This is a genomic window from Candidatus Aquiluna sp. IMCC13023, from assembly GCF_000257665.1.
GTDB lineage: Bacteria > Actinomycetota > Actinomycetes > Actinomycetales > Microbacteriaceae > Aquiluna.
Genome location: NZ_AJKR01000003.1, coordinates 259,759 through 283,153 on the forward strand (window position 1 = coordinate 259,759; position 23,395 = coordinate 283,153).

Below are 23,395 nucleotides of genomic sequence, written 5' to 3' on the forward strand. Positions count from 1 at the left end.
GGACCTAACTTCCGATCGGTCCAACACCCAGCATCAGCAAAACCGCATTGACCAAAGAAGCCAAGACCAGCAACGGAAAAATCACGCGAGGTGGTGTTGGCCTGAGACTCAACACGGACGCAATGCCAGCTAGCACAATCGTTGCCGTCAAGCCAATTACACCTACGAGGCCTGCCAAGCTGTTGCTTTGATAAACAGCAATGCTGGAGGCGAGAATTGCCGTAGTGGCAATGACAAGTGCGGAGATTTTTTGTCCAACAATGTGGGGAAGCGCTCTAACCCCGGTCGCTCTATCCTCAAGCAGATCAGGCAGAGTATTCGCGAAGTGCGCGGAGACTCCCAGCAGACCTGCAACAACCACAACCCATGCGGGTGGGACCTGACTCTGCTCAAGGCTCAATGTCACAAAGACCGGCAAAATACCGAACCCAATTGCATATGGAAGAACTGAGAGAGGGGTTGCCTTGAGGCCTAGGTTGTAGGCCCAACCTGCAACAAGCATGAGTACCATCCAGCCTAGACTCTCCCAGCCGAGCAAACCTGAGACGAGGAGCGCCAAGACGCCTGCCGCAAAGGAAGAGTTCCGAACAAGCGAAGCATTTAGGGAGCCCTTTGCTAGGGGTTTATCGGTGCGTCCGGCTGCGCGGTCTCGCTTGTGGTCTAGCCAGTCGTTTGATAACCCTACCGAGAACTGCTGCAACAAAACCGCGAGCCCTACTAGCGCAACTCTGCCAGCGTCCAAGCCGACACCGACAGCAAATAAAGCCGCGAAGAGCGCGACTGCAAGTGAAGGCATTGGGTGGGTAGACCTAAATAGAAAACCAATTCTGCTTGCAACCATAATTAGCGAGCCAAGCGATTGACGACCAAACCAAAGACCCAAGGAAGCCGGCTGGCCAGCGGCACAATGGCCATTCTGATCGGGGAATTCGCCGCTGAAATTAGGCCCCCAGTCAAAACCCTAAAGTCTCTGCTTACTCGGCGCCAAGCTCTTTCGTAACTTGCTGGCTTGTCACTCAAAATGCACTCAATCGCCACTCGTGCTTGAGCGAAACCAAGCCTCAAACCCTCACCAGTAATTGCATCTACATACCCGGAGGCGTCGCCGACCAACAGTATGCGGCCCTTGGTGCGCGCTGTGGTTAGCTGAGGGAATGACCCTGCCCCACTTCGCTGCGAGGCCGGTGCTGCACCCTCTAGCCTTCCTGCAAGTTCTGGGATGCTAGCTATAGTTTCATCAAAGTCGGTTGACTTTGGACCCAGGACAGCAACCCCCACCTGATCCTCTGATACAGGAGTTATGTAGACCTCAGCGGTCTTGGTGTAAAAGACCTCAATGAATTCGGACCAAGGCGCAACGTGGAAATGCTGCCTTATTCCAAAGCGTTTAGATCGCCTTGGAGACAGGGCCTTCACTAATCCAGCAGCTTTAGCAATACTAGAATGCAAGCCGTCAGCGGCGATGAGGTAACGGCCTTGAATGTTAGTACCATTTGAGCACGATGCAGCCAAACCACTTTCGGATTCCCTGACGGAGCCGACGGATGCCTCGACAAAAACTACGCCAAGTTCTTCTGAGCGTGACCTAAGGCTTCCGTGAAGCTCCGTGCGCCTAACGCCTTTTCCTACGCCACTCGAAAATCGGTGAGACACGGCGTGCCCACCACTTCTGTAGGTGACTCCGGCTAGATCACGGCCGGTGGGATAAACGCCCAACCTTGCTAAGAGAGGAATGGCGCCCGGCATTAGACCTTCGCCACAAGCCTTATCTATGGCACCACTTCGAGGTTCAACTACAACAGCAGATAGGCCACTCAGTCGGGCCTCAATGGCCGCTGCCATGCCTACTGGCCCTCCCCCGACCACAATTACGTCGTAGTCCGTCATTTCAAACCCTTCAGCGCCTTGTTTTCGGTAGGAATCCTGAATCCAAGAAGCAATATGGCATTAAGAGCGGTGAAGGCTATAGCTGTAAACCAAGCCGAGTGAACCAAGGGCAAAGCGATACCCTCTATCGCTACAACCCAGTAGTTAGGGTGACGAAGCCAAGAAAGTGAGTATGGACCTCTTTTGACACGCTGGGCACCAGGAATCACGATCACACGGGTATTCCACTGGGACCCAAGTGCCCAAATAAACCAATATCTTGCCGCCTGACATCCGATAGCAATGGCAAGAAAAATCCAGCCCGGAGCCCCGAGAAATTGGCGGTCGAACAGAACAACTTCGATGATGGCACCGGCTAGTAAAGCAGTGTGAAGCGCAATCATGGCGGGTAGATGACCTCGGCCGTATTCGATGCCACCAGATTCGAATGCTTTTTTCGCGTTTCTAGTAGAAACAGCTAGTTCGTAAATCCGCTCTGCACCCGTTGCCAACATAAGACCGATGAATAACATCACACTGACAGTCAAGATCATGTCCACTCCAACAAGACAAGCTCGAGAGATACTCCAGGACCGACTGCAAATAGCACGCCAACTGCTGCGGATGGTTGCTGAAAAAGATCGCTCAGTACATGAAGTACCGCTGCCGAAGACATGTTTCCTGCTCTGGCCATAACATCCCAGCTAGCGGACAGGTCCGAGTCAGCTAGATCGAGCGATGAGGCGAATGCCTCCAGAATTTTCGGACCGCCCGGATGTGCCACCCATATATCAATGTCTTCACGAGACAGCCCTTGTTGACTCAGGAGCACATCCACCTCAGCTGCAAAGTGCTCAGTTATCATCTCAGGGACGCCCGCCTCTAGCATCAGGGACAGGCCACTTGCACCAATCTTCCATCCAATGAGAGATTCGGTATCGGAATATAAGGTGCTTCTGGTGGCCTTTACAGCAATCCCATTCAAAGCCTTGGGGTGCTGACTCCCCACCATCACAACTGCGGCCGCCCCATCCCCGAAGATGCCCGTACCAACATAGTTGGCCATAGATCGATCTTCCCATTGGATAGTTAGTGAGCACAGTTCAACAGACACAACTAGCGCCACTGCCTTTGGGTCACCCAAAAGATAATCAGCTACTCGAGCAATTCCCGCGGCTCCACCAGCACAACCGAGCCCGAAACTCGGGATGCGTTTAATGTCTGGTCGAAATCCCATGCGAGCGGAAAGCAACACATCTATCGCAGGAGCGCCAACCCCGGTCACCGTCGTGAAGAAAAGATGATCAACTTCCTCGGCATTTAAACCGGCGTTCTCAAGCGCTCTTCTGGTGCAGTCCTCAACCAGCGTCAGAGCGTGCTGCGCGAAAAGTGTATTCGCCTTGGTGAATGAATCAATGTCTGTGTATTCCGAAATTGGTAAAACAAAGTGCCGCTGTTCGATTTTGGTGTTGCCATGTAGGCGCTCTAACACGGCCCTGGTACCATCTGTGGGTGCGAGTCTGGGTGCTAGAGCAGCGGTCACTTCCGATTGAGAATGAGCATGGTCAGGCAGGGACGTTTGGACTTGAATTATCATTGCCGACATTCATTTACTCCCAGCTGTTGCTCCAAGTCTAACTAGGTGAGCGGAATGTAGCTGAGTCAGAGGTAGTCAAGGTTTTTCTAGGGTTACACAGTTGCGAGGAAAAACATCTGAAAGTGGGGCGTGCGGGACTTGAACCCGCGACCGAACGATTATGAGTCGTTTGCTCTAACCAGCTGAGCTAACGCCCCCAGCCTCTTAGATTCTACCCAACTAAGACAAGGCCGCCTCGTCTAAAGCAACAGGTGTAAAGAAATTTTGCATCAGGTTTGGCGTCCAAAGCTCTTGCACGGGGTTTACAAGACAATGGACACACTCTGGATCCGATGTATCGACTAGAACAATCTAATCGTCGCGTTTACGTCGAAATTTCTTCGCGGCATCCCCTAGGTCACTGCGAAACTCGGATAGCTGCTCCCTGACCTCTTCGCGCACCTCGCTCAGTCTCTCCCTGGCGTCATCGGCCGCTCCCGAGAATCTTCCTCGCGCGCTCTCCGACGCACCCTCTGCGCGGCGCCGAAGGCTTAGGGCCTCTACCCTGAATTCCTCTAAGCGCTTTCTAAGGGAAGCAGACAATCGGCCAATTGGTAACAAGTACTCGGGTTTATTGTCGGCTGTCGTTGGAACCTCGGCCCCTGTTCCTCGATAGAGGTCTTCAAAAATCGTGATTGTCGTCACAATGTCATGAGATTGAATCAGATGCAGGGAGTTTTCACTGAGTCTTGCAAGCTCCTGTTCGTCCGCTGAAAGCACAAGCTCCAATCGATCTCTAAGGGCATCTACGTCATCCGGGGGAAATAAATATCCATTGTCACCGTCGTGAACCAAATGCGGAAGTGCCATGGCATCCGCGGCTATGACTGGTCGTCCAGAGGCCATAGCCTCCATGGTCGCAATCGACTGAAGCTCGGCTATTGAAGGCATTACAAAAACAGTGCAGTTCTCATAAATCCCCGCAAGCTCTTGGTCTGTAACATGCCCCAAAAATTCGACGCGATCCGAAATCCCAAGCAAACCGGCCTGACGCTCGAGGCGCTCGCGCTCACCCCCATCACCAACCAGTCGAAGTTTTAGATTTGGGAACTTATCTAATTTGCTAATGGCGTTCAGCAAAATATTTATTCTCTTCTCGTTGTCCAATCGGCCAACAAAGAGTGCCACCGGCAATCTATTTTGAGTTGGAGTCTGGTTAGCAAACTTTGTCGCATCTATGCCGCAGCTGATCGCCAAAACACCCTCGACGTGAGCTGAGTTCTCCAAAAGATCTGCTGCACGTCTTGTGGGTGTGGTTAACGCATCCATCTTCCGCAACACTCGGCCGGCGTCTCCCCAGAGAATTTTGATGGCAAGCGGATGGATAAATTTTGGCAGGAACGAATACTTGAGTAGGTTCTCAGGCATCGTGTGGTTCGTGGCGATCCTACGGATCGACATTCCTCTGGTCGCACGCATCGCGAATCGTCCAACCATCAGGTGTGACTGTATGTGCAGTGCGTCCGGCCTTTGCTCAAGAACGATTCTTTTGATCGCCCTTGATAGCCCAAACGGAGAGGTGTATCGATGGCTCTTGTGGTTCGGCATCTTGTGGCTCTTGAGCCTGTGGACGGTCATTTTGGCGCCGTCGTGTTCTTCCACTCTGGTTCCGGACCAACCGTCGAGACTAGGAGCAATAATTGCCACTTCATTGCCGTTTCTAACAAGACCACCGGCTAATCGTTCAGCGAACTTGGCGGCTCCGTTAATGTCCGGTGCAAAGGTGTCGCAGGCTATGAGGACCTTAATCGGTTGGCTCACTATTATCCTTCTTTTTTAACTGCGGGTGAAATTTGTTCAAGGCAAGCACCCCAGTTATAGCAATAATACCCGCCACGCCGTAACTAACAACCTGTCCAATACTGGCTGCCTCGGCCTCACCAAGAATTGCGATGCCGATCATGACCGCAACAGCAGGATCAATAACAGTCAGGCCCGCAATCACTAAATCAGGAGGGCCCGACGCGTAAGCATTCTGAACGAACCAACCACCGAGTACCGTCGCCCCTATCAAGGAAATCAGAGCAAGCAGCGTAAGTAGGTCATAGTCCTGTTGGAATATTCTCTGAATCACCACTTTTGCAAGAGAGGCCACAAAACCGTATAAAACACCGGCTCCAAAAATGTATTGCAGCGCACCAACCTTGCCCTTGGAACGCCAAAATAACAGCCCGAACATTAGAAGCAATACAAAGAGTATGCCGACTACTTGCAACAGCTTCCCGTTGCTCATTTCAACAGCAACGGCACTAGAGGCCGCTACTGCAACGAACCCGCCAACACCAATAGTCGTTAGAGCAATTGCAAGAAATGTGCTCGGATTCAGGCGAACCCCATAGATTCTTGCGTTCAGCAGAGAGGTCATAATCAAAGCAATCGCACCTATCGGCTGAACCACAATCAGTGGAGCGAGCGCAAGGGCTGATAGCTGGAAGAGGATTGCCAGCACCAAAAAACTTGTTCCAGTCAGCCATCTGGGTCTTCTCAGAAGGTCAGCAATCTGCCGAAGGCTCAGAGATCCTGGTCTGGGACGGATAGGGGCGTGATGCTTAGTCACTGCGTCGTTTTGAAACTGGGCGCCAAGTGAGAGAAAAATCGCTCCGATAACAGCAAGGCCGATTGCAAATGCCCTGACAATTTCGGGTGAAAACAAAGCTTTTCTCCTGTCGGCCTGGAAGCCCTAAAAGCCTAGACCACCAAGCTGAAATTACCGCTTGAGAATAGCTAAAATAGGAGCGTGACCTTGCAAAAAATACGCATAACCGGTGATCCAGTTCTTCATACACGAGCTCTAGAGGTACCGGTGATAGATGATTACATCCGCCAGCTGGTCGCTGACATGCTCGAGACCATGGATGCGGCTCCCGGAGTCGGCCTAGCCGCCACTCAAATTGGAGTCGGACTCAGAATATTTGTCTACTCATTCAGCACCGAAGATCAGGAAGTTCGAGGAGTTGCAATCAATCCTGAGCTTTCTATCTCAGAATTTTCCGAAGAGTCACTAGACGAAGAAGCAGATTCTGAAGGCTGTTTGTCTATTCCAGGAGAGAGATTTCCCCTCAAGCGAGCAAACCGGGCCGTGTTGAGAGCTACTGACCTAGAGGGCCAGGGTTACCAAATAGACGCCGAGGGCTGGCTGGCTCGAATCTTTCAGCACGAGTTTGACCACCTAGAAGGCATCCTCTATGCGGACCGGCTAGCAAAGCCCCATAAAAGATTCATGAAAAAGGCCATCAAGGAAAACGACTGGGGAGCACCTGGTTTGTCGTGGCTGCCAGGGGAAGACTATTTAGAACCCTAAAAGCCTTACCCCAGCAGCCACAACCGCCCCGGCTAGAACTACAAAAATATAGGGAACCCTAAGAGCTAAAAGCGCCCCGGCAACAACTAGGGAAGCTGCTCGTGCATCAAGAACCAGATCGCTCTGAGACGAAAACCCCTGAAGCATGACAAGCGCTGCAAGCAAAGAAACCGTCATGCGCTCGGCAATCAGCCTTCCACGCTCCCCAATAAGACGGTCGGGAATCAAGAAACCTAGAATTTTCCAGCTATAGACCGCCAAAGATGCAAAAATCACCGTGCTGATCATTTTTTGCCCCCTATTGGGAGCAAAGCAACAACAGCGGCCAATAGCACCGGAACGCCGGCTGGGGTGAGGGGAATTGCGATCAGTGCAACTAATGCACCGATGCCGGCCAAAGCCAAGTTATTTTTCAATCTAGGCCAGAGCAGCCCAAGGAACGCAGCCGCAGCAGCGCCATCGAGGCCCCAGGCCTCAACTGACCCAAAGAGATTTCCAGCCATGGCTCCCAGCAAAGTTGCTGTGTTCCAAAAGACAAATACCGCACCGCCGGTGAGCCAGAAACCAAGTTTTTGATCTCGTGGACCCTCTTGGGCCGCGGACACGGCATTTGACTCATCAATGGTCAATTGGGCTGCAAGCAGACGCCATAGCCCTCTTGGACCAATTACGGTGTTGAGTCGCAGGCCATAGAAAGAGTTTCGGACACCCATAAGCCATGCAGAAGAAATTGCTGTGATTGGCGCTCCCCCAGCAGCAACGATTCCTACAAATGCGAATTGACTCGCGCCCGAAAACATCAGCAAGCTGAGCAACATGACGGCAGGAACCGTTAGGCCAGCGGCAGACCCAATGGCTCCGAATGAAACTCCGTAAAGGCCGGTGGCAAGGCCTACGGACAGTGAAGTGGAAATTACTTGCCTGCTCATGCCATCTCCAGGAAAAGTGTGGCTCCTCGGCTTGGACTCGAACCAAGAACCTATCGATTAACAGTCGATTGCTCTGCCAATTGAGCTACCGAGGAATGCATCCCTAGAGACACGGCACAACATTAGCAGATTCGCGAGCTATTTCATCAACTCACGACGTTCTGATTCCAACGCCATCAATTCCTGCTGGACTTGGGCAAGCTGTTCCGGACTTGCTGTCGAGTCGATTCGTCTGAGCGCCGCCATCAAATCAGCTTTCTCTCGAGCTAAGGTATTGAGCATCGCGGTCCTCACGACACCAACCGCGTATTTAGAAAGAGCCGCCTCGTTAGCTACCGGAAGGTTTGCAAGAGCAAGAGACCGAATCACATCCAGATCCTCTGGCAAAACTTGAGTTGCTAATAGATTTGCGAAGTCATCCTCCGCTAACTGCATCGAGTTCATATTCGCCACCTCGAGAATTCGATGATGCTGAGCGACGGAAAACCCCGAAGCCAACATGCGGCGAAGCTGCTCGGGACTAAACGCACCGGGGGCTTGCACTAATACCTCCAGTATTTGCCGCTCCATTCGAGCCTGCGGGGTAATAGCCTCGCCCGCAGGAGCTCCAGCTTGTCTCATTGGCTCTACTCGCTGCTGAACCTGCCTTGTCACGCCTGCCCGAACCATTTGCTCTACTTCTGAAGAGTCAAGAGACACCCAATCCGCTAGCGCCTTCACATAACCTGACTTGAGGGCCGAATCCGTAATCTCAGCAACAACTGGTGCTGCTGCCCTTGCAGCAGCTACTCGTGAATCTAGATCGGCTAAAGAAAATTGGCTAATTCGATGGCGAATAACGAACTCAAATAGTGGCTTTTTGGATCCCAGCATCTTTGATATTGCCCCGTCGCCCATTTTCTGTCGAAGGTCCGCGGGGTCAAGGCCATCAGGCCCACTCGCGACAAAGGTTAGGGCATTGAACTTTGAGCTGTCTCCATAGACTCGAAGAGCAGCCTTCTCACCTGCGGCATCCGGGTCAAAGGTGAAGATAACCTCTGCCGGGTCGCTTGTTTGACCCAATAATCGATTGATTATCCGAATGTGCTCTTCGCCAAAAGCCGTGCCACAAGTTGCGACCGCAGTCTCCACCCCTGCTAGATGACAGGCCATGACATCGGTATAGCCCTCGACAACAACGATCTGCCTTGACTTGACGATGGCTTTTCGAGCCAAATCAAGACCATAAAGGACGCTCGACTTGTGATACACGGGTGTCTCTGGCGTATTTAGGTATTTCGGCCCTTGGTCATCCTCATAAAGTTTTCTGGCGCCAAACCCAAGCACTTGCGAGTTTGCGTCTCTGATGGGCCATAGCACACGCCCGCGAAAGCGATCGTAGCCACCCTTGTCGCTCTCCATCGCCAAACCCGCAGATACAAGCTCCTGCATTTGGTAACCCGCTGCAGTCGCCGCTTCTATCAGGTTCTGCCAGCCTTTCGGGGCATAGCCGATTCCGAAAGTTGCAAAGCTTGCCAATTCGAAACCCCGAGACAGCAGGAAGTCTTGAGCAGTCTGACCTTCGGCTGATTGCAATTGCGTTTGGTAATAATCTGCAGCAAATTTATTTAGAGACAGCAACCTTGACCTTGTTGAACCCTCGTCGCTTCCTTCCTCAAACTTCAGCTGATAGCCGACCTTGTCTGCCAAGCGTTGCACCGCATCGGAAAAACTAACCGACTCAATTTCTTGAATGAACTTGTAAACATCGCCACCAACTCCACAGCCAAAGCAGTGGTAGAACGCAGGATTAGCTCGAACGTTAAAACTTGGTGATTTCTCATCGTGGAATGGACACAAACCCTTGAAAGAACCCGAACTTGCTGCCTTGAGAGATACGTAGCCCCCGACAATCTCCACAATGTCAGCGCGCTCTTTTAGCTCTTCAATGTCCCCTTGGGATACTCGACCAGCCATAACTGAATCCTATGCTCTTGAGCTGCGGTGTAGAGCGACAGCTGCCGGGTCAGTCAAGGATGCAACGAAATCCACGATGACTCGTTTCTGAGCCTTGTGGTCCTTTGCGGCTGCCCATGCTTCGGAACCGGTCGAGTCGAGTCGAGCGCCGTTTTTGGATAGCAAGGTTTCGGCAAGCTCTACTAGCAAAGTTCGTTGGTCCTCGTAATAAGGCTGCCTTGAATTCTCTGTCATTACCGAGGAGGCGACGATGCCCTTGAGGACCGCAATCTGACTTTTCACGCGACTCGGAACCATAACGCCGTTACTAAAACGACTCAATGTGCCTCTTTTAGAGTCCTCCAAAACTGCACCGGTGGTTCTGGAAACAAAAGAACCAATTAGGTCACTGGCCAGGTTTTTTAGCCTCGCCAAGTGTCTCGGTGACCCATCGAATGTTTTGAGCCAATGACTGGAGGACTGTAGGGATAAGAGTGCTTCTTCTAATTCAACCTTTGAATAGGAACCCTCGGACCATTTGCTTATGTCCTCAATTAGGGCATCGTTTGACGTGGAATCGGAAATTAGGGCCGGATCCACAAACCCTTCCACTATTGAGTCCTCAAAATCATGAACCGAGTAAGCAACATCGTCAGCAAAGTCCATAATTTGAGCCTCGACGCACTTGATACCCTCAGGTGCTTCCTGCCTCATCCAATCAAAGACTTCTACATCGTCGTCATAGACACCGAATTTTGTTACGTTGTCGAACTCGGCTGCTCTGGACAGTGGCCACGGATACTTGGTCGCCGCATCCAAAGAGGCCCTGGTTAAATTCAAGCCCCTCGAGATGCCACTTTCGTCATAGATCTTTGGCTCAAGCCTCGTCAGGATTCGAAATGTCTGGGCGTTGCCCTCAAAACCGCCGACGTCGGCAGCCCAAAAATTCAGAGCAGACTCACCGTTATGGCCAAAAGGAGGATGTCCAAGATCATGAGCCAGGCAGCCCATGTCCACTAGATCCGGGTTCACTCCCAGGGCTGTTGCTAGCTCCCTGCCAACCTGAGCAACCTCAAGCGAATGAGTAAGTCTTGTTCTTGCAAAGTCCCCCGAGCTTGGGGAAAGAACCTGAGTCTTAGCGCTGAGTTTCCGGAACGCAGCAGAGTGCAAGACCCTTGCCCGGTCCCGCGCAAACTCTCCGCGACCCTCCATTTGAGACCCGGGTTGGCCCACAAACCGCTCGAGGTCTCGAGGGTCATAGCCGCTTTCAGCTTTAGCAACCATGCTTATCCTCCTGATACAGACAGTTCCGCAAACTCCAGCTGAGCTCGATGAGTGTCGTTCAAGTCCCTGGAGTCCAACCAGCCTTCCGGCAGTGAACACTTCTTTAGCGAGCCGAGCCTACCCCGAGGGCCCTCAGCTTCTTCACCCGGGTAGGGCGTATCTCGCTCTAGTAAGCCCAATAAATCAGCTGCCTGTTGCAATGACTCGACTCTTGCAAGATCGGCCCTGAATTCCCCGCCAACCGGGTAGCCCTTGAAATACCAAGCAACGTGCTTCCTAATATCTCGGCACGCCCTGCCTTCTTCATCGAAGTACTCTGTCAGCAGCTCGGCATGGCGATAAAACGCGTCGGCCACCTCACCAAGTGATGGCATTACCTCGTCTACTTGTGGATTCTTGTCACCAGCTAGGTAGCCTGCTATTGCCCGTTCGAGATCCTGGAAGAGCCACGGCCTTCCGAGGCAACCCCTACCAACCACAATTCCGTCTACTCCGGTTTTATCCATCATTGATACTGCGTCGTGAGCTGACCAAATGTCACCATTGCCAAGAACTTGAACATCTGGCAACGACTCTCGAAGCTCTGCGATAGCGTCCCAGTCTGCTCTTCCGGAATAGAAATCCTCCGCGGTTCGCCCATGCAGCGCAACGGCAGTAACCCCTGCGTCCCTGGCGGCCTTGCCAGCGTCCAAAAACGTTAGGTGACCTTGATCTATACCCTTGCGCATTTTGACTGTCACTGGGATTGTTCCAGCTGCCTTAACAGCTGCTTGAACAATGGCCTCAAATAGCTCTGATTTCCAAGGTAAGGCTGCTCCCCCACCCTTTCGAGTAACCTTCGCAACCGGGCAACCAAAATTCAGGTCAATATGATCTGCTCGGTCCTCTTGAACGAGCATCTCGATGGCTCTAGATATCGTTGTGGGGTCAACTCCATAAAGCTGAACCGACCGAAATTCCTCGGACTCATGATGCCCGATTAGGCGCATCGACTCTTCAGTTCTTTCAACCAGAGCTCTAGAGGTGACCATCTCAGAGACGAACAGACCATTGCCGTACTCGCGACAGAGCCTCCTGAAGGCAGTGTTTGTAATACCAGCCATTGGTGCCAGCACGACTGGCACCTGAAAGGTTTTAGTTCCGTACGTTAGTCCCAATTAACTAGCTGAGTCTCTCAAATAGGTAGCTTGCAACCTTGTCCAAGGACACTCGCTCCTGAGCCATTGAATCACGCTCACGAATAGTCACGGACTGGTCATCGGCTGTCTCAAAATCAATCGTTATGCAAAAAGGAGTTCCAATTTCATCTTGTCTGCGATACCTACGCCCAATGGCACCTGAGTCATCAAAGTCAATGTTCCAGTTCTTTCGAAGCTCGGCGGCCAACGCCTTGGCAATTGGATTCAGCGCCTCGTTTCTGCTGAGCGGCAAAACAGCTGCCTTCACGGGCGAAAGTCGATAATCGAGTCGGAGAACGGTCCTGGTGTCAACGCCGCCCTTCGCATTAGGAGCTTCGTCCTCTGAATATGCATCGACCATGAATGCCATCAGCGACCTAGTTAGTCCAGCCGCTGGCTCAATAACGAATGGAGTCCAGCGCTTTTCCTCGGTTTGATCAAAGTAACTCAAGTCAACACCGGACGAAGCTGAGTGGGTTTTTAGGTCAAAATCAGTTCGGTTTGCAATTCCCTCAAGCTCACCGAATTCTCCACCCTGGAAGCCAAAGCGGTACTCAATGTCAACGGTGCGCTTGGAGTAGTGCGACAGCTTTTCCTTCGGGTGATCGAACAGTCGAAGGTTATCTGGATTAATTCCAAGATCTAGATACCAGTTATGGCGCTGTTCGATCCAGTATTCGTGCCACTTTTCATCTTCACCTGGTTTTACAAAAAACTCCATCTCCATCTGCTCAAACTCGCGCGTGCGAAAGATGAAGTTACCCGGAGTGATTTCGTTGCGGAAGCTCTTTCCCATTTGACCGATTCCAAATGGAGGCTTCATCCTTGAAACATTTAGAACGTTGTTAAAGTTTACGAATATTCCCTGAGCAGTTTCAGGCCGCAGGTAATGCATGCCGGTGTCATCATCGACTGGACCTAGCGAGGTCTTCAGAAGGCCGTTAAAGCTCTTTGGCTCAGTCCAGGATTCCTTTGTCCCACAGTTTGGGCAGGCAATCTCCGCCATTGATTTGGGAGCCCTGGACTTCTTTTCTTCAAAGGCCTCTTCCAGGTGATCCTGACGAAACCGCTTGTGACAACTGGTGCACTCAATCAACGGATCAACAAACGCCTCAACGTGGCCAGAAGATTCCCAAACCTTGGTGGGCAAAATAATGGAGCTATCAAGCCCGACAACGTCATCTCTGCCAGACACCACAGACTGCCACCACTGACGTTTGATGTTTTCCTTTAGCTCCACTCCGAGTGGGCCATAATCCCATGCCGATCTCGATCCGCCGTAAATCTCGCCAGCCTGAAACACAAAGCCTCTGCGTTTTGCAAGCGAAATTACCTGGTCGAGCTTTTGATTGGCCATTATTCTCCGGGGATTATTTATTGGATGTCTAGCGATTCCCTAGTTTAGTGGGGCATCTAAGGCACCACCGAAGCGGCGCTGCCTTCTTCCAAACTCACCAATAGCCTCCCACATTGACTCGCGAGTGAAATCAGGCCACAGAACGTCCATGAAAATCATCTCCGCATAGCTCGATTGCCAAAGCATGAAGTTAGAAATACGCATCTCTCCGCTCGATCGCAAGAACATGTCCACGTCCGGAAGTTCTGGAACATAAAGTCTTTTTTGAATCGTCTTCTCGGTTATGGATTTGGGAACAGAACCACTAGCGCTGAACTCTTGGAGAATCTTGTTCACGGCGGCAACTATCTCCTGCCGTCCTCCGTAGTTAACAGCCATGGTTAGGACCAAACCGGTGTTGTTCTTGGTCATTTCCTCGGCGACACGTAGCTCACGCACGACGCTAGGCCAAAGCCTACGCTCCGACCCAGACCAACGAATGCGAACGTTCCATTCCATGAGGAGGTCTCTTCGTCGCCTCAAAACATCCTTGTTGTAGCCCATTAGGAACTTGACCTCTTCGGTCGAGCGCTTCCAGTTCTCCGTCGAAAATGCATAGGCAGTCAGATTCTCGACACCCGCGTTACTCGCGCCTGCAACTGCCTCCAATAGCGCTGCCTCGCCAGCCCTATGACCCTCGGTGCGAGTAAGACCACGCTCATTGGCCCACCGACCATTCCCGTCCATAACCATCGCGATGTGCTTTGGAACAGTCCCAAAGGTAGGCACTTTTCTCGTCGGGTCATTTAGTTTTATCAACTTCGCTCCACGTGCTCCAGGGATCTAAGTCCTCTTTCGAGCTGCCATTGCAAGTAGCCAGCCACGACACCGCTCACGGACGCACGCGTTGCCAAGTTAGCGCGACCAACGCTTGGCCAATCACCGATAAGCAGTGCGCTAATGTGCGAAATTCCATCGACCCCAAGACGGACCGATCCGGGCATGGTGCAAGATTGGCAACTAACAGATCCAGAGTGAACGGAAAACGAAACAGTTTCGGTTGAGGCGCAACCCTGGCACTGGTCAATATTGGTTATCCAACCTGAGATTGCCAATGCCCGCAAAAGGTACGAGTCCAGGATCTGATCAGAGGCATGCTCTTTCAGTGAAAGAGCCCTGAGAGCTCCAATCACGAGCATGTAGTGCTGGGAGGAAGAATCTTCGCGCGTGAAGCGTTCGGCCGCTTCGACAACAGCACTAGCTGCTGTGTATCTGGCGTAATCCGCGATTATGACGGCTCCGTAGTTAGCGAGTTGCTCGACCTGAGAAACAGTGTCTAGGTTTCTGCCTTCGTAGAGCTGCAAATCCACAACATTAAACGGCTCTAACCTTGCGCCAATTCTGCTGCTAGTTTTCCTGACACCCTTTGCAACTGCTCGAACTTGACCGTGATTCTTTGTCAAAAGTGTCACTATGCGATCGACTTCCCCGAGCTTGTGGGTTCGGATGACGACGGCTTCATCTCGGTAATGCGGCATAGGACAAGTATCGCAAAAATTGCGGGTTTAGCTGGTAACTGCAGTCCTTAGAGCTCGATTGGTTGAGCTAATAAGTGCCTTTAGAGACGCGGTAGCAATGTCGCCATCAATACCGACACCCCAAAGCACATTCCCGTCAACCTCGAGCTCGATATACGCTGCAGCTAACGCGTCGCCTCCAGCACTAAGTGTGTGCTCGACATAATCAAGAAGCCTGATGTCAGAACCCTTATCCCCCAAGATAGCGATGAAGGCCGAAATCGGACCGTTACCCGTTGCAGTAGCGGCAAACTCAACATCTCCATCACGCATAACTACGTCAATTTGAACAATTCCATCCATGTCAGATTCGGTCCGCATCTTCTTCAGTTCGAAGCGACCCCACTTAGGCTGCTCGATTGAAGCTGGAAGATACTCGTCCTGGAAAATTTCCCAAATTCGCTCGGAGCTCACCTCTCCACCGGAAGTATCGGTGTAGCCCTGAATAACCTTCGAAAACTCAATCTGGAGCTTGCGAGGCAAGTCCAAGCTGTGGTCGGTCTTCAATAGATAGGCCACTCCACCCTTACCGGATTGGGAGTTGACTCTAATGACGGCCTCGTAGTTCCTGCCAACGTCCTTTGGATCAATTGGAAGGTAAGGAACAGCCCAGGTGTGCTTATCAACGCTGTTTCCGGCTGCAAGAGCATCCTTAGCAAGGTGATCAAATCCCTTTTTGATAGCATCTTGGTGCGAGCCGGAGAATGCCGTGTAGACCAAATCGCCGCCGTATGGACTGCGCTCAGGAACCTTTAGTTGATTGCAATATTCAACGGTCCGCTTGATCTGATCGATGTCTGCGAAATTAATCATCGGATCGATTCCCTGACTGAATAAATTTAGGCCCAGGGTAATTAGATCAACGTTTCCGGTGCGCTCGCCATTTCCAAAAAGACAACCCTCAATGCGATCGGCACCTGCCATGTAGCCCAGTTCGGCTGCGGCAACTGCTGTACCTCGATCATTGTGCGGATGCAGTGAAAGCAATATTGCTTCTCTGGGGTGAAGCCTTCTTGACATCCACTCAATCGAGTCCGCGTAGACATTCGGTGTTGCCATTTCCACGGTTGCCGGCAGGTTGATTATCAATTTCCGGTCCAAAGTCGGCTTGATAATGTCTGCGACCGCGTTGCACACTTCGAGTGCGAACTCGAGCTCAGTGCCGGTATAAGACTCTGGCGAGTACTCGTAAAAGACTTTTGTTTCGGGGATGCTGGCTTCTAGTTCCAAGCATTTCAAAGCCGCATCGGTGGCAATCCTCTTGATTCCGGCCTTGTCCTGCCCAAATACAACTCTGCGCTGAAGCACTGAAGTTGAGTTGTAAAAATGGACGATTGCCTGCTTGGCCCCAGCTATCGACTCATATGTCCGCTCAATAAGGTGATCCCTGGACTGCGTCAAAACCTGAATCGTTACGTCCTCAGGGATCAAGTCCTGCTCAATTAGTAGACGCACAAAGTCAAAGTCAGTTTGGGATGCAGACGGGAACCCAACCTCGATCTGCTTATAACCCATCGAAACCAGAAGCTTGAACATCTCAAGCTTTCGCTCGGCGTTCATAGGATCGATTAGTGCTTGGTTGCCATCACGAAGATCAACAGCGCACCACTGTGGCGCCTGAGTGATTCTTTTAGTGGGCCAAGTTCTGTCCGCAAGCTCTACCGAAATCTGATCGTGAAAAGGTTCGTAACGCTCAAATGGCATTTTCGATGGTTTTTGGTGATTTTTCATTTCTCTCCGCCTAAATCTGAATTGACCGCAGGTTTGCACCGCGACGAGATTGGGCCGTGGCTAGGCCTCGTCGCGGCCAATAAGCAGGAGGTTAAAACTCATGTTCTCAGGCTAGCACTTGAGGACCAGTTGCGCTAGAACCCGAGTTTTCCAAGCTGCTTGGCATTTCTTTGCCAGTTTTGAGCAATTCTGACTTGAATTGCCAAGTGAATGGGCTCATCCATCAAGGCTTCGATTTCACGCCTGGCCTTCTGACCTATGGTTTTCAACATCGAGCCGCCCTTGCCGATAATGATCCCCTTCTGGGAATCGCGTTCGACCCAAACCGAAACGTGTACGGTCGGCTTTTTTGTATCGTAGAGAATTTCATCCAAGGTGACGGCAAGTGAGTGTGGCAGCTCATCATTGACTAACTCCAGAGCCGCTTCCCGCACCAGCTCGCAAATCCGATCCTCAAGAGGTTCTTCACTCACGACATCTTTCTCATAGAACAGAGGCCCAATCGGTAAGTAGCTAATCAGAAGTGTCTCTAGAAGCTCAACCTGCTCCATCGTGGCGGCTGAAACCGGAACAATTTCCTTCCAGTCATGTAATTCTGAGACTGCCATCAGGTGTTGAGCAAGTTTTTGCTTAGATACGGTTTCACACTTGGTGACAATTGCGATTTTCTTGGCACGGCCGTATTTGGCAATGTCCGCAACAATTTTTCGATCACCCGGCCCAATTTCCTCATTGGCCGGAGTGCAAAACACGATTACATCTACCTCGTGCAAAGTCGAGCTTACAAGATCGTTTAACCGCTGTCCCAAAAGCGTTCTTGGCCTGTGAAGACCAGGAGTGTCAACCATTATCAACTGGCCAGTCTCCGTGGTCTTGATTGCCCTAATTGCGCGCCTGGTGGTTTGTGGCTTAGAGCTAGTGATGGCGACTTTCTCACCGGCGATAGCGTTAGTCAGCGTTGACTTGCCAACGTTCGGTCGGCCCACGAAGCTTACAAACCCAGATCTAAATTCACTCATCTGTCACGAGTTTACGAACTAATACGCTCAGCAGTTGGCCTTTCTTGGCAACTACGCGCTCGGCAGTAAGCATTAGACCCTGCACCTCGACTGTTTCCCCACCAACCGGGAGCGCTCCGATTGCCTTGACTAGAAGACCGCCGATTGTGTCAACATCATCGTCCTCAAGCTCAATCTCGAAGATTTCAGCAATTTCGTCCAACGGAGTTCTGGGCTGACACCTGAAAGTTGTTTCAGAAAGCTTCTCGATTCCGACAACCTCACGGTCGTACTCGTCGCCAATCTCGCCAACGAGCTCCTCGATCAGATCCTCAACGGTCACGATTCCAGCTACTCCGCCATATTCGTCGACGACAATTGCAATCTGAGTTTTTACCCGCTGCATCTCTTGAAGCAGATCTGCTACCGACTTGGATTCTGGAGTAAAGAGCGCCTGTCTTGCAGCATCAATGGCTTTTTTGACCGACAGTAGGCCCGGATCTTGATGCACGACCCTGGCAAGATCCTTTAGGTAGAGCACGCCAACAACGTCATCGACGCTCTCTCCCACAACCGGCAGCCTCGAAAACCCAGTCGCCATAAACGTGCTCAATGCATCCTCGAGCAGTGCATCGCTGTCAACTACTTCCACGTCTACCCGGGGGACCATGACCTCTCGGACCACCGTTTCGCCAAATTCCTCAACAGAGTCCAGAAGTTCTTGTTCATACTCCTCGGCCACCTCAGGAGTCACAAGCCGGATTGGAGCAACCAATTTGCTCCACCATGTCACAAGCCCATTGGCCTTGCTAGATAGCGTCTCGGCAAATTTAGCCCTACCCAGAATTCGACCAAGCAGCTGCTGTGAAAACCAAAGTACGAGTAGGCCTGCAGCCAAAATGTAACCAAGATTGCCGGCATTCACGGCAAAAACCAGCCAAAAACCGGCTAAAGCGCTCAGTAATAGCGCTCTGGCTATAGATAAAGCTCCGGCCCGAGCATCTTCAGCGATTTCGAGCGTGGTCTGAATGGTGGCCAGAATGATCAATAGGGCCGCCAGCAATAAACCTGAGATTACGAAAATCAAGAGGTTTCCAATTTATAGAAATCAGCTAGCAAGTTTTTTTGCAGATCAAACATTTCTTTTTCTTCCTCCGGCTCAGCATGGTCAAAACCGACCAGGTGGAGCATGCCGTGGGTTACCAGCAGCAGGATTTCATTGATTGTTTCGTGACCAGCTGTTTTAGCTTGCTTTATTGCAACCTGCGGGCACACGACTATGTCGCCCAAAATTCCTTCGGGCGAGCTGTTCCGGTCCGTACCTGGACGTAATTCATCCATGGGAAAACTCAAGACATCGGTTGGTCCTGGTTCATCCATCCACTTGATGTGAAGGTCAGTCATCGGCCCCTCGTCAACAAAGGTAATCCCCAGGTCCACCAATTCGTGAAGCTTCAGCGCTCCACGGACAAAATATGCCAGCTCAAGCACGCGTTCGGTATCTACAGTTATTTCGGATTCATTGGCTATTTCAAGGCTCATTTGATTGCCGCTCTGTCATACGCCTCAACGATTCTTGTGACTAGTTCGTGTCTAACTACATCTCTGCTTGTTAGCTTTTGAACGTTGAGTCCTTCAACATCAGCCAGCACCGTCTGAGCAATCCCGAGTCCGGACTTCCCACCGGGAAGATCGATCTGAGTTACGTCTCCGGTTACAACCATCTTGGAATTGAACCCCAGTCTTGTCAGAAACATCTTCATTTGTTCACCGGTGGTATTTTGCGCCTCGTCAAGAATTATGAAGCTGTCGTTTAGAGTTCTGCCTCGCATGTACGCAAGAGGCGCAACCTCAATAACCCCTGCCTCCATAAGCCTTGCTGTCACATCGGGCTCGAGCATCTCCTGAAGTGAATCAAACAGCGGTCTTAGATAAGGATCGATTTTTTCACTGAGTGTCCCAGGCAAAAAGCCAAGCCTCTCTCCGGCCTCAACGGCTGGCCGAGTAAGGATTATCCGGCTGACTTCTTTTCGATAAAGTGCCTCCACGGCCTTTGCTACCGCCAAGTAAGTTTTTCCAGTGCCCGCAGGTCCAATCCCAAAGGTGATGGTGTTCTGGTCAATGGCATCTAGGTACTCTTTTTGACCCGCCGTCTTAGCCCTTACCGTCTTAGCGGGCGTGTTTATCGTGCTTGACGCAAGTATCTTTGAGGCTGGCTGCTGTTTATTGTCCTGAATAATTCGTATCGTCTCTGAAACACCTTGAGGATCTGGGCTTAGGCCTTGCTTTATCATCTCTGCAAGCTGCTCAAACACCTCAGAAGCTAGATCCAACTGAGCCTGGTCACCCGTGAGATTAAAAACATTCCCCCGATTTTGAATGACTAAGCCCGGCAGCTCAGCCTCAATTCGCTTCAGATTCCTGTCTTGCTCGCCCAACAGATCAAGGAGTGCTACTCCGGTTATTTCAAAACTTGTTTTAGCCACTAGTTGGACTGCTCACTAAGAATATGCGCGTGAGTGTGAAAGACCGATTGCCCCTCACGCTTGCCAGAATTGAACTGAAGCTTGAACTGACCGTCAGTTTTTGTCGCCGCAACTTTTCGAATCAACTCAAAAAGACCGTTAAGGCTCGAAGAATTATCAAGCTGAAGAATGTTTTCACTGTGAATTTTTGGAACCACCAAAATGTGTACCGGAGCCTGCGGGTAAAGATCTAAGAAGGCTATGGCGTGCTCGTTTTCGGCGATCAGCTCGGTTGGAACCTCGCCATCTACTATCTTGCAAAAAATACAGTCCACGTTTTCCTCCTTCATCATTTTAGCCACTAGCTCCAGTGTCCAGACAGGGCCATTAGGGCTGCAATGGCTGCAGGTCCAGCGCTTGAAGTTCGAAGAATAGTTCCACCAAGCCGGACGCCTAAAAACCCTTGAGACAAAAGGGCGTCAATCTCTTGTTGTGAAAACCCGCCCTCTGGCCCCACCACAATGGTCACTTCATTCTCCAGCTCTAGTCCAACGATGCTTGTCGAAGCCTGGGGATCGAGTACAAGTCCGGTACCGATAGGTATCAACTGCTTGAGAGTAGAAAGGTCTTTGATATCTGCCCTAAAAGCTTGCTGAGATTGCTTCATTGCGGAAATAGAGATTTGGTTCCAACGCTCTTGATTTCTTGACGCCTTTGCTCCCCACTCGACCACTGATCGTGATGCCTGCAGTGGGGTTATGCTCGAGACGCCTAATTCAACTGCGGTCTGGAGCGCAGCTTCGTCTCTGCCACCTTTAGCAAGTGATTGCACAAGGTGTATCGCAGGGGTTGACCTGGTTGTTACTTGGAATGATTTTGGTCCTAGCTGTCCTGCAGCGGCATTCGAAACTGTGGCGGTCAGTACTCCACCGACGCCATTTGTTATGGCGATCTCTTCCCCATCTCTGATCCGAAGACTCTTGAAATGTTCAAGCTCGGTAGCTGTAATAACAGATGAAGCCTCGGTAATGCTTGGGTCAAAAAACCAATGCACTAGAACCTACCTCTAGCCCGACGACTGCCGAGCCTCGGCGAGTCATCCTTGTGAAGCGCCTTGAGTTTTTTGAAAAGATCTTTTTGTTTTCCGTCTATCCGGTTTGGCGTCAAGACCTTCAGTTGCAGCAAAAGGTCTCCGCGTCCACGACCGCGCAGTTTATTTGACCCAAGCCCCTTGAGAGTTATTACATCCCCGTGCTGAGCACCTGCCTTCACTGAAACCAGCGAGGGACCATCTAATGTGTCAATTTCGGTCTCGAAGCCAAGGGCGGCATCTGCAATTGGGACTTCCAGAACAGCCACCAAATTATCCCCATCGCGGCCGAAGATAGGATCGGCACGGACCGAAATTTCAAGATAAATGTCCCCGCTGGGGCCCCCGCCGAAACCCACTTCGCCTTGACCTGGTAGGTGCAAACGCAAGCCGTCGGACACTCCAGCTGGGATATCGAGATCGAGATCTCTTGAGGCTCTGACTCTGCCCTGGGCTCGACATTCAACGCAAGGGTCCGGAATCACTTGACCGGTTCCCCGGCAGGTTCCACATGGTGCAGTGGTGACCATGGCCCCCATAAATGACTGCACCTGACGCTGAATCTGGCCTGACCCTCTGCAGATATCGCAGGTTTGAGCGCTTGTTCCTGGGCGACAGCAGCTGCCCTTGCACTCCTCACAGAGAACCGCGGTGTCTATGGTTAGAACTTTGTTGGCACCGAAAACTGCCTCTTTCAAATCCAAGTCCACTCTCAGCAGGGCATCTTGACCTCTTTGAGACCTGGACTGCGGTCCGCGTTGGCCCCCGCCTCCGAAGAAGCTGTCAAAAATGTCTCCGATGCCAAATCCTTCGTTACCGCCTCCGTCATAGCTAGCTCGACTGCTGCTATCACTGAGAACCTCGTAGGCGTGAGTCACAAGCTTGAAGCGTTCTTGGGCCTCTTTGGCAGGGTTGATATCGGGGTGGAGCTCCCTTGCCAGTTTGCGATATGCCTTCTTGATTTGATCCTCGGTCGCATCTCTTGCGACTCCGAGAACTTCATAGTGATCGCTCAAGAATTTGCCTCCAGTACATTGCTTAGATATTTTGCAACGGCTCTTACCGAAGCTATGTTCCCGGAATAGTTCATTCTTGTTGGCCCGAGTACGCCAATTTTTGCCAACTCGGTTCCGGAGTTTTCGTAACCGATGGCCATCATGGCTGCGTGCTGGACGCCAGCAACCCCAAGTTCGGACCCGATCTTCAAGCCCACCCCATATTGATCGGTCTGCATTTCTTGCATCAAACGAAGCATTACTACTTGCTCCTCAATCGCCTCAAGGACACTTGAAAGCTCGCCACCAAAATCCTCATCGTGCTTCGCCAAATTCGCGGTGCCCGACAGAACTAAGCGCTCTTCTCTATTGGCATCGACCAAAGACTGAAGTTGAGACACGACCCTGCCAACAAAATCTCTTCGGCTGGGAGCAAATTCGGCTGGGAGTTTGTCCAAAATTATTTTTACATCAGTGTAGTTTGCACCGACTAGCATCCCGTTTAGTCGTCCGCGCAACTCGGTAACAAGATCTATTTCAGCCGGAGCACTCAACTCCACCTGAACCTGCTGAACCCTTCCCCTCTCAGAAATGAGCATCACAACAAGCCTTAGCTCGGCAATAGGAATTAGCTCAACGTGGCGCACCTTGGCGTTGCCAAGCGTTGGATACTGCACAAGCGCCAAAGTATTGGTGAGCGCGGACAATGACCTAGCAGTTCTTTCTACAATCTCGTCCAGGTCAGTAGCCCCGTCCAAGAAAGTCTCAATCGCGCTACGTTCTGAGTGTGAAAGGGGCTTTATCTCACCGAGCTTGTCAACGAACAGTCGGTAGCCTTTTTCGGTTGGAATTCTTCCGCTTGAAGTGTGTGGCGCGGTAATGAGGTCTTCTTCTTCTAAAAGCGCCATGTCATTGCGAATTGTTGCGGCAGAGACTCCCAGCGGGTGCCTATCAAGAAGTGACTTTGAGCCGACAGGCTGGTTCGAGGCGATGTAATCCTCAACAATTGCCCGCAAGACCTCTAGGGATCTGTTGGGAATCATTAGCACTGACCTATCATGAGTGCCAAGTCTA

The 23,395-nt window shown here is 51.4% G+C and carries 24 protein-coding genes and 2 tRNA genes; 1 reads left to right on the forward strand and 25 read right to left on the reverse strand.

Features of this window, described 5'->3' with window-relative positions:
- Positions 1 to 4: 4 nt before the first annotated feature.
- The 7 genes from IMCC13023_RS05030 to IMCC13023_RS05060 form a co-directional block, all read right to left on the reverse strand.
- On the reverse strand, positions 5 to 841 hold the full coding sequence (locus IMCC13023_RS05030) for a UbiA family prenyltransferase (protein WP_007541941.1): 837 nt from the start codon (positions 839 to 841) through the stop codon (positions 5 to 7).
- A gap of 2 nt (positions 842 to 843) precedes the next feature.
- Positions 844 to 1,887, reverse strand: a complete 1,044-nt coding sequence (locus tag IMCC13023_RS05035) for an NAD(P)/FAD-dependent oxidoreductase (RefSeq protein ID WP_007541943.1) — start codon at positions 1,885 to 1,887, stop codon at positions 844 to 846.
- The gene (locus IMCC13023_RS05040; RefSeq protein WP_040325227.1) at positions 1,884 to 2,420 is read right to left on the reverse strand and encodes an isoprenylcysteine carboxyl methyltransferase family protein; all 537 of its coding nucleotides are present in this window, start codon (positions 2,418 to 2,420) and stop codon (positions 1,884 to 1,886) included. Before IMCC13023_RS05040 ends, IMCC13023_RS05035 begins: the two co-directional genes overlap by 4 nt.
- Complete coding sequence (locus tag IMCC13023_RS05045; protein WP_007541948.1) at positions 2,417 to 3,472, reverse strand: type III polyketide synthase; 1,056 nt, start codon at positions 3,470 to 3,472, stop codon at positions 2,417 to 2,419. The genes IMCC13023_RS05040 and IMCC13023_RS05045 overlap by 4 nt, the downstream gene beginning before the upstream one ends.
- A gap of 114 nt (positions 3,473 to 3,586) precedes the next feature.
- A tRNA-Ile gene (locus IMCC13023_RS05050) sits at positions 3,587 to 3,660 on the reverse strand.
- 154 nt (positions 3,661 to 3,814) lie between these two features.
- Positions 3,815 to 5,263, reverse strand: a complete 1,449-nt coding sequence (locus IMCC13023_RS05055) for a glycosyltransferase (RefSeq protein WP_007541951.1) — start codon at positions 5,261 to 5,263, stop codon at positions 3,815 to 3,817.
- Positions 5,247 to 6,155: a DMT family protein gene (locus tag IMCC13023_RS05060; protein WP_007541952.1), complete on the reverse strand. Its 909-nt coding sequence runs from the start codon at positions 6,153 to 6,155 to the stop codon at positions 5,247 to 5,249. Before IMCC13023_RS05060 ends, IMCC13023_RS05055 begins: the two co-directional genes overlap by 17 nt.
- A gap of 84 nt (positions 6,156 to 6,239) precedes the next feature.
- Here IMCC13023_RS05060 and def point away from each other — a divergent pair, with 84 nt between their 5' ends.
- Complete coding sequence (def, locus tag IMCC13023_RS05065; RefSeq protein WP_040325229.1) at positions 6,240 to 6,803, forward strand: peptide deformylase; 564 nt, start codon at positions 6,240 to 6,242, stop codon at positions 6,801 to 6,803.
- Here def and IMCC13023_RS05070 read toward each other — a convergent pair.
- The 18 genes from IMCC13023_RS05070 to hrcA form a co-directional block, all read right to left on the reverse strand.
- The gene (locus tag IMCC13023_RS05070) at positions 6,792 to 7,091 is read right to left on the reverse strand and encodes an AzlD domain-containing protein (protein ID WP_007541956.1); all 300 of its coding nucleotides are present in this window, start codon (positions 7,089 to 7,091) and stop codon (positions 6,792 to 6,794) included. The genes def and IMCC13023_RS05070 overlap by 12 nt on opposite strands.
- The gene (locus IMCC13023_RS05075) at positions 7,088 to 7,732 is read right to left on the reverse strand and encodes an AzlC family ABC transporter permease (RefSeq protein ID WP_007541958.1); all 645 of its coding nucleotides are present in this window, start codon (positions 7,730 to 7,732) and stop codon (positions 7,088 to 7,090) included. The genes IMCC13023_RS05070 and IMCC13023_RS05075 overlap by 4 nt, the downstream gene beginning before the upstream one ends.
- 19 nt (positions 7,733 to 7,751) lie before the next feature.
- Positions 7,752 to 7,827 (reverse strand) — tRNA-Asn (locus IMCC13023_RS05080).
- A gap of 43 nt (positions 7,828 to 7,870) precedes the next feature.
- Positions 7,871 to 9,688, reverse strand: a complete 1,818-nt coding sequence (gene dnaG / locus IMCC13023_RS05085) for a DNA primase (protein WP_007541959.1) — start codon at positions 9,686 to 9,688, stop codon at positions 7,871 to 7,873.
- Between the two features lie 9 nt (positions 9,689 to 9,697).
- Complete coding sequence (locus tag IMCC13023_RS05090; RefSeq protein WP_007541961.1) at positions 9,698 to 10,951, reverse strand: deoxyguanosinetriphosphate triphosphohydrolase; 1,254 nt, start codon at positions 10,949 to 10,951, stop codon at positions 9,698 to 9,700.
- A gap of 2 nt (positions 10,952 to 10,953) precedes the next feature.
- Entirely contained in the window at positions 10,954 to 12,108 is a 1,155-nt protein-coding gene (gene dusB, locus IMCC13023_RS05095; protein ID WP_040325232.1) for a tRNA dihydrouridine synthase DusB, read from the reverse strand.
- Between the two features lie 4 nt (positions 12,109 to 12,112).
- Positions 12,113 to 13,486 carry a glycine--tRNA ligase gene (locus tag IMCC13023_RS05100; RefSeq protein ID WP_007541965.1) on the reverse strand — a complete coding sequence of 458 codons (1,374 nt, stop codon included), beginning with the start codon at positions 13,484 to 13,486 and terminating at the stop codon, positions 12,113 to 12,115.
- A 39-nt stretch (positions 13,487 to 13,525) separates the two neighbouring features.
- Positions 13,526 to 14,284, reverse strand: coding sequence for a polyprenyl diphosphate synthase (gene uppS / locus IMCC13023_RS05105; RefSeq protein WP_040325234.1), 759 nt, complete (start codon positions 14,282 to 14,284; stop codon positions 13,526 to 13,528).
- A complete protein-coding gene (recO, locus tag IMCC13023_RS05110; protein WP_040325236.1) occupies positions 14,281 to 15,003 on the reverse strand; it encodes a DNA repair protein RecO in 723 nt (240 codons plus the stop codon). The genes uppS and recO overlap by 4 nt, the downstream gene beginning before the upstream one ends.
- A 27-nt stretch (positions 15,004 to 15,030) precedes the next feature.
- A complete protein-coding gene (gene leuA, locus IMCC13023_RS05115) occupies positions 15,031 to 16,773 on the reverse strand; it encodes a 2-isopropylmalate synthase (protein ID WP_007541972.1) in 1,743 nt (580 codons plus the stop codon).
- Between the two features lie 134 nt (positions 16,774 to 16,907).
- Positions 16,908 to 17,792 (reverse strand): GTPase Era, encoded by an 885-nt coding sequence (era, locus tag IMCC13023_RS05120; RefSeq protein WP_040325238.1) that lies wholly within the window; start codon positions 17,790 to 17,792, stop codon positions 16,908 to 16,910.
- The gene (locus tag IMCC13023_RS05125; RefSeq protein ID WP_007541976.1) at positions 17,785 to 18,858 is read right to left on the reverse strand and encodes a hemolysin family protein; all 1,074 of its coding nucleotides are present in this window, start codon (positions 18,856 to 18,858) and stop codon (positions 17,785 to 17,787) included. Before IMCC13023_RS05125 ends, era begins: the two co-directional genes overlap by 8 nt.
- The gene (gene ybeY, locus IMCC13023_RS05130; protein WP_007541980.1) at positions 18,855 to 19,313 is read right to left on the reverse strand and encodes an rRNA maturation RNase YbeY; all 459 of its coding nucleotides are present in this window, start codon (positions 19,311 to 19,313) and stop codon (positions 18,855 to 18,857) included. The genes IMCC13023_RS05125 and ybeY overlap by 4 nt, the downstream gene beginning before the upstream one ends.
- Positions 19,310 to 20,257, reverse strand: coding sequence for a PhoH family protein (locus IMCC13023_RS05135; protein ID WP_007541983.1), 948 nt, complete (start codon positions 20,255 to 20,257; stop codon positions 19,310 to 19,312). Before IMCC13023_RS05135 ends, ybeY begins: the two co-directional genes overlap by 4 nt.
- The gene (locus IMCC13023_RS05140) at positions 20,257 to 20,571 is read right to left on the reverse strand and encodes an HIT family protein (RefSeq protein ID WP_249859722.1); all 315 of its coding nucleotides are present in this window, start codon (positions 20,569 to 20,571) and stop codon (positions 20,257 to 20,259) included. The genes IMCC13023_RS05135 and IMCC13023_RS05140 overlap by 1 nt, the downstream gene beginning before the upstream one ends.
- A gap of 26 nt (positions 20,572 to 20,597) precedes the next feature.
- A complete protein-coding gene (locus IMCC13023_RS05145) occupies positions 20,598 to 21,290 on the reverse strand; it encodes an RsmE family RNA methyltransferase (RefSeq protein WP_007541987.1) in 693 nt (230 codons plus the stop codon).
- On the reverse strand, positions 21,290 to 22,342 hold the full coding sequence (locus IMCC13023_RS05150) for a DnaJ C-terminal domain-containing protein (protein WP_007541989.1): 1,053 nt from the start codon (positions 22,340 to 22,342) through the stop codon (positions 21,290 to 21,292). Before IMCC13023_RS05150 ends, IMCC13023_RS05145 begins: the two co-directional genes overlap by 1 nt.
- Positions 22,339 to 23,364 (reverse strand): heat-inducible transcriptional repressor HrcA, encoded by a 1,026-nt coding sequence (hrcA, locus tag IMCC13023_RS05155; RefSeq protein WP_040325240.1) that lies wholly within the window; start codon positions 23,362 to 23,364, stop codon positions 22,339 to 22,341. The genes IMCC13023_RS05150 and hrcA overlap by 4 nt, the downstream gene beginning before the upstream one ends.
- Positions 23,365 to 23,395 lie beyond the last annotated feature (31 nt).

What these genes read in the sequence shown, in the direction of transcription:
- IMCC13023_RS05100 (WP_007541965.1), bottom strand. Translation starts at nt 13,486, where the DNA reads ATGGCCAATCAAAAGCTCGACCAGGTAATTTCGCTTGCAAAACGCAGA.
- leuA (WP_007541972.1), bottom strand. Translation starts at nt 16,773, where the DNA reads ATGAAAAATCACCAAAAACCATCGAAAATGCCATTTGAGCGTTACGAA.
- IMCC13023_RS05045 (WP_007541948.1), bottom strand. Translation starts at nt 3,472, where the DNA reads ATGTCGGCAATGATAATTCAAGTCCAAACGTCCCTGCCTGACCATGCT.
- IMCC13023_RS05040 (WP_040325227.1), bottom strand. Translation starts at nt 2,420, where the DNA reads ATGATCTTGACTGTCAGTGTGATGTTATTCATCGGTCTTATGTTGGCA.
- dnaG (WP_007541959.1), bottom strand. Translation starts at nt 9,688, where the DNA reads ATGGCTGGTCGAGTATCCCAAGGGGACATTGAAGAGCTAAAAGAGCGC.
- era (WP_040325238.1), bottom strand. Translation starts at nt 17,792, where the DNA reads ATGAGTGAATTTAGATCTGGGTTTGTAAGCTTCGTGGGCCGACCGAAC.
- ybeY (WP_007541980.1), bottom strand. Translation starts at nt 19,313, where the DNA reads ATGAGCCTTGAAATAGCCAATGAATCCGAAATAACTGTAGATACCGAA.
- IMCC13023_RS05070 (WP_007541956.1), bottom strand. Translation starts at nt 7,091, where the DNA reads ATGATCAGCACGGTGATTTTTGCATCTTTGGCGGTCTATAGCTGGAAA.
- IMCC13023_RS05090 (WP_007541961.1), bottom strand. Translation starts at nt 10,951, where the DNA reads ATGGTTGCTAAAGCTGAAAGCGGCTATGACCCTCGAGACCTCGAGCGG.
- recO (WP_040325236.1), bottom strand. Translation starts at nt 15,003, where the DNA reads ATGCCGCATTACCGAGATGAAGCCGTCGTCATCCGAACCCACAAGCTC.
- IMCC13023_RS05075 (WP_007541958.1), bottom strand. Translation starts at nt 7,732, where the DNA reads ATGAGCAGGCAAGTAATTTCCACTTCACTGTCCGTAGGCCTTGCCACC.
- IMCC13023_RS05030 (WP_007541941.1), bottom strand. Translation starts at nt 841, where the DNA reads ATGGTTGCAAGCAGAATTGGTTTTCTATTTAGGTCTACCCACCCAATG.
- hrcA (WP_040325240.1), bottom strand. Translation starts at nt 23,364, where the DNA reads ATGATTCCCAACAGATCCCTAGAGGTCTTGCGGGCAATTGTTGAGGAT.
- IMCC13023_RS05035 (WP_007541943.1), bottom strand. Translation starts at nt 1,887, where the DNA reads ATGACGGACTACGACGTAATTGTGGTCGGGGGAGGGCCAGTAGGCATG.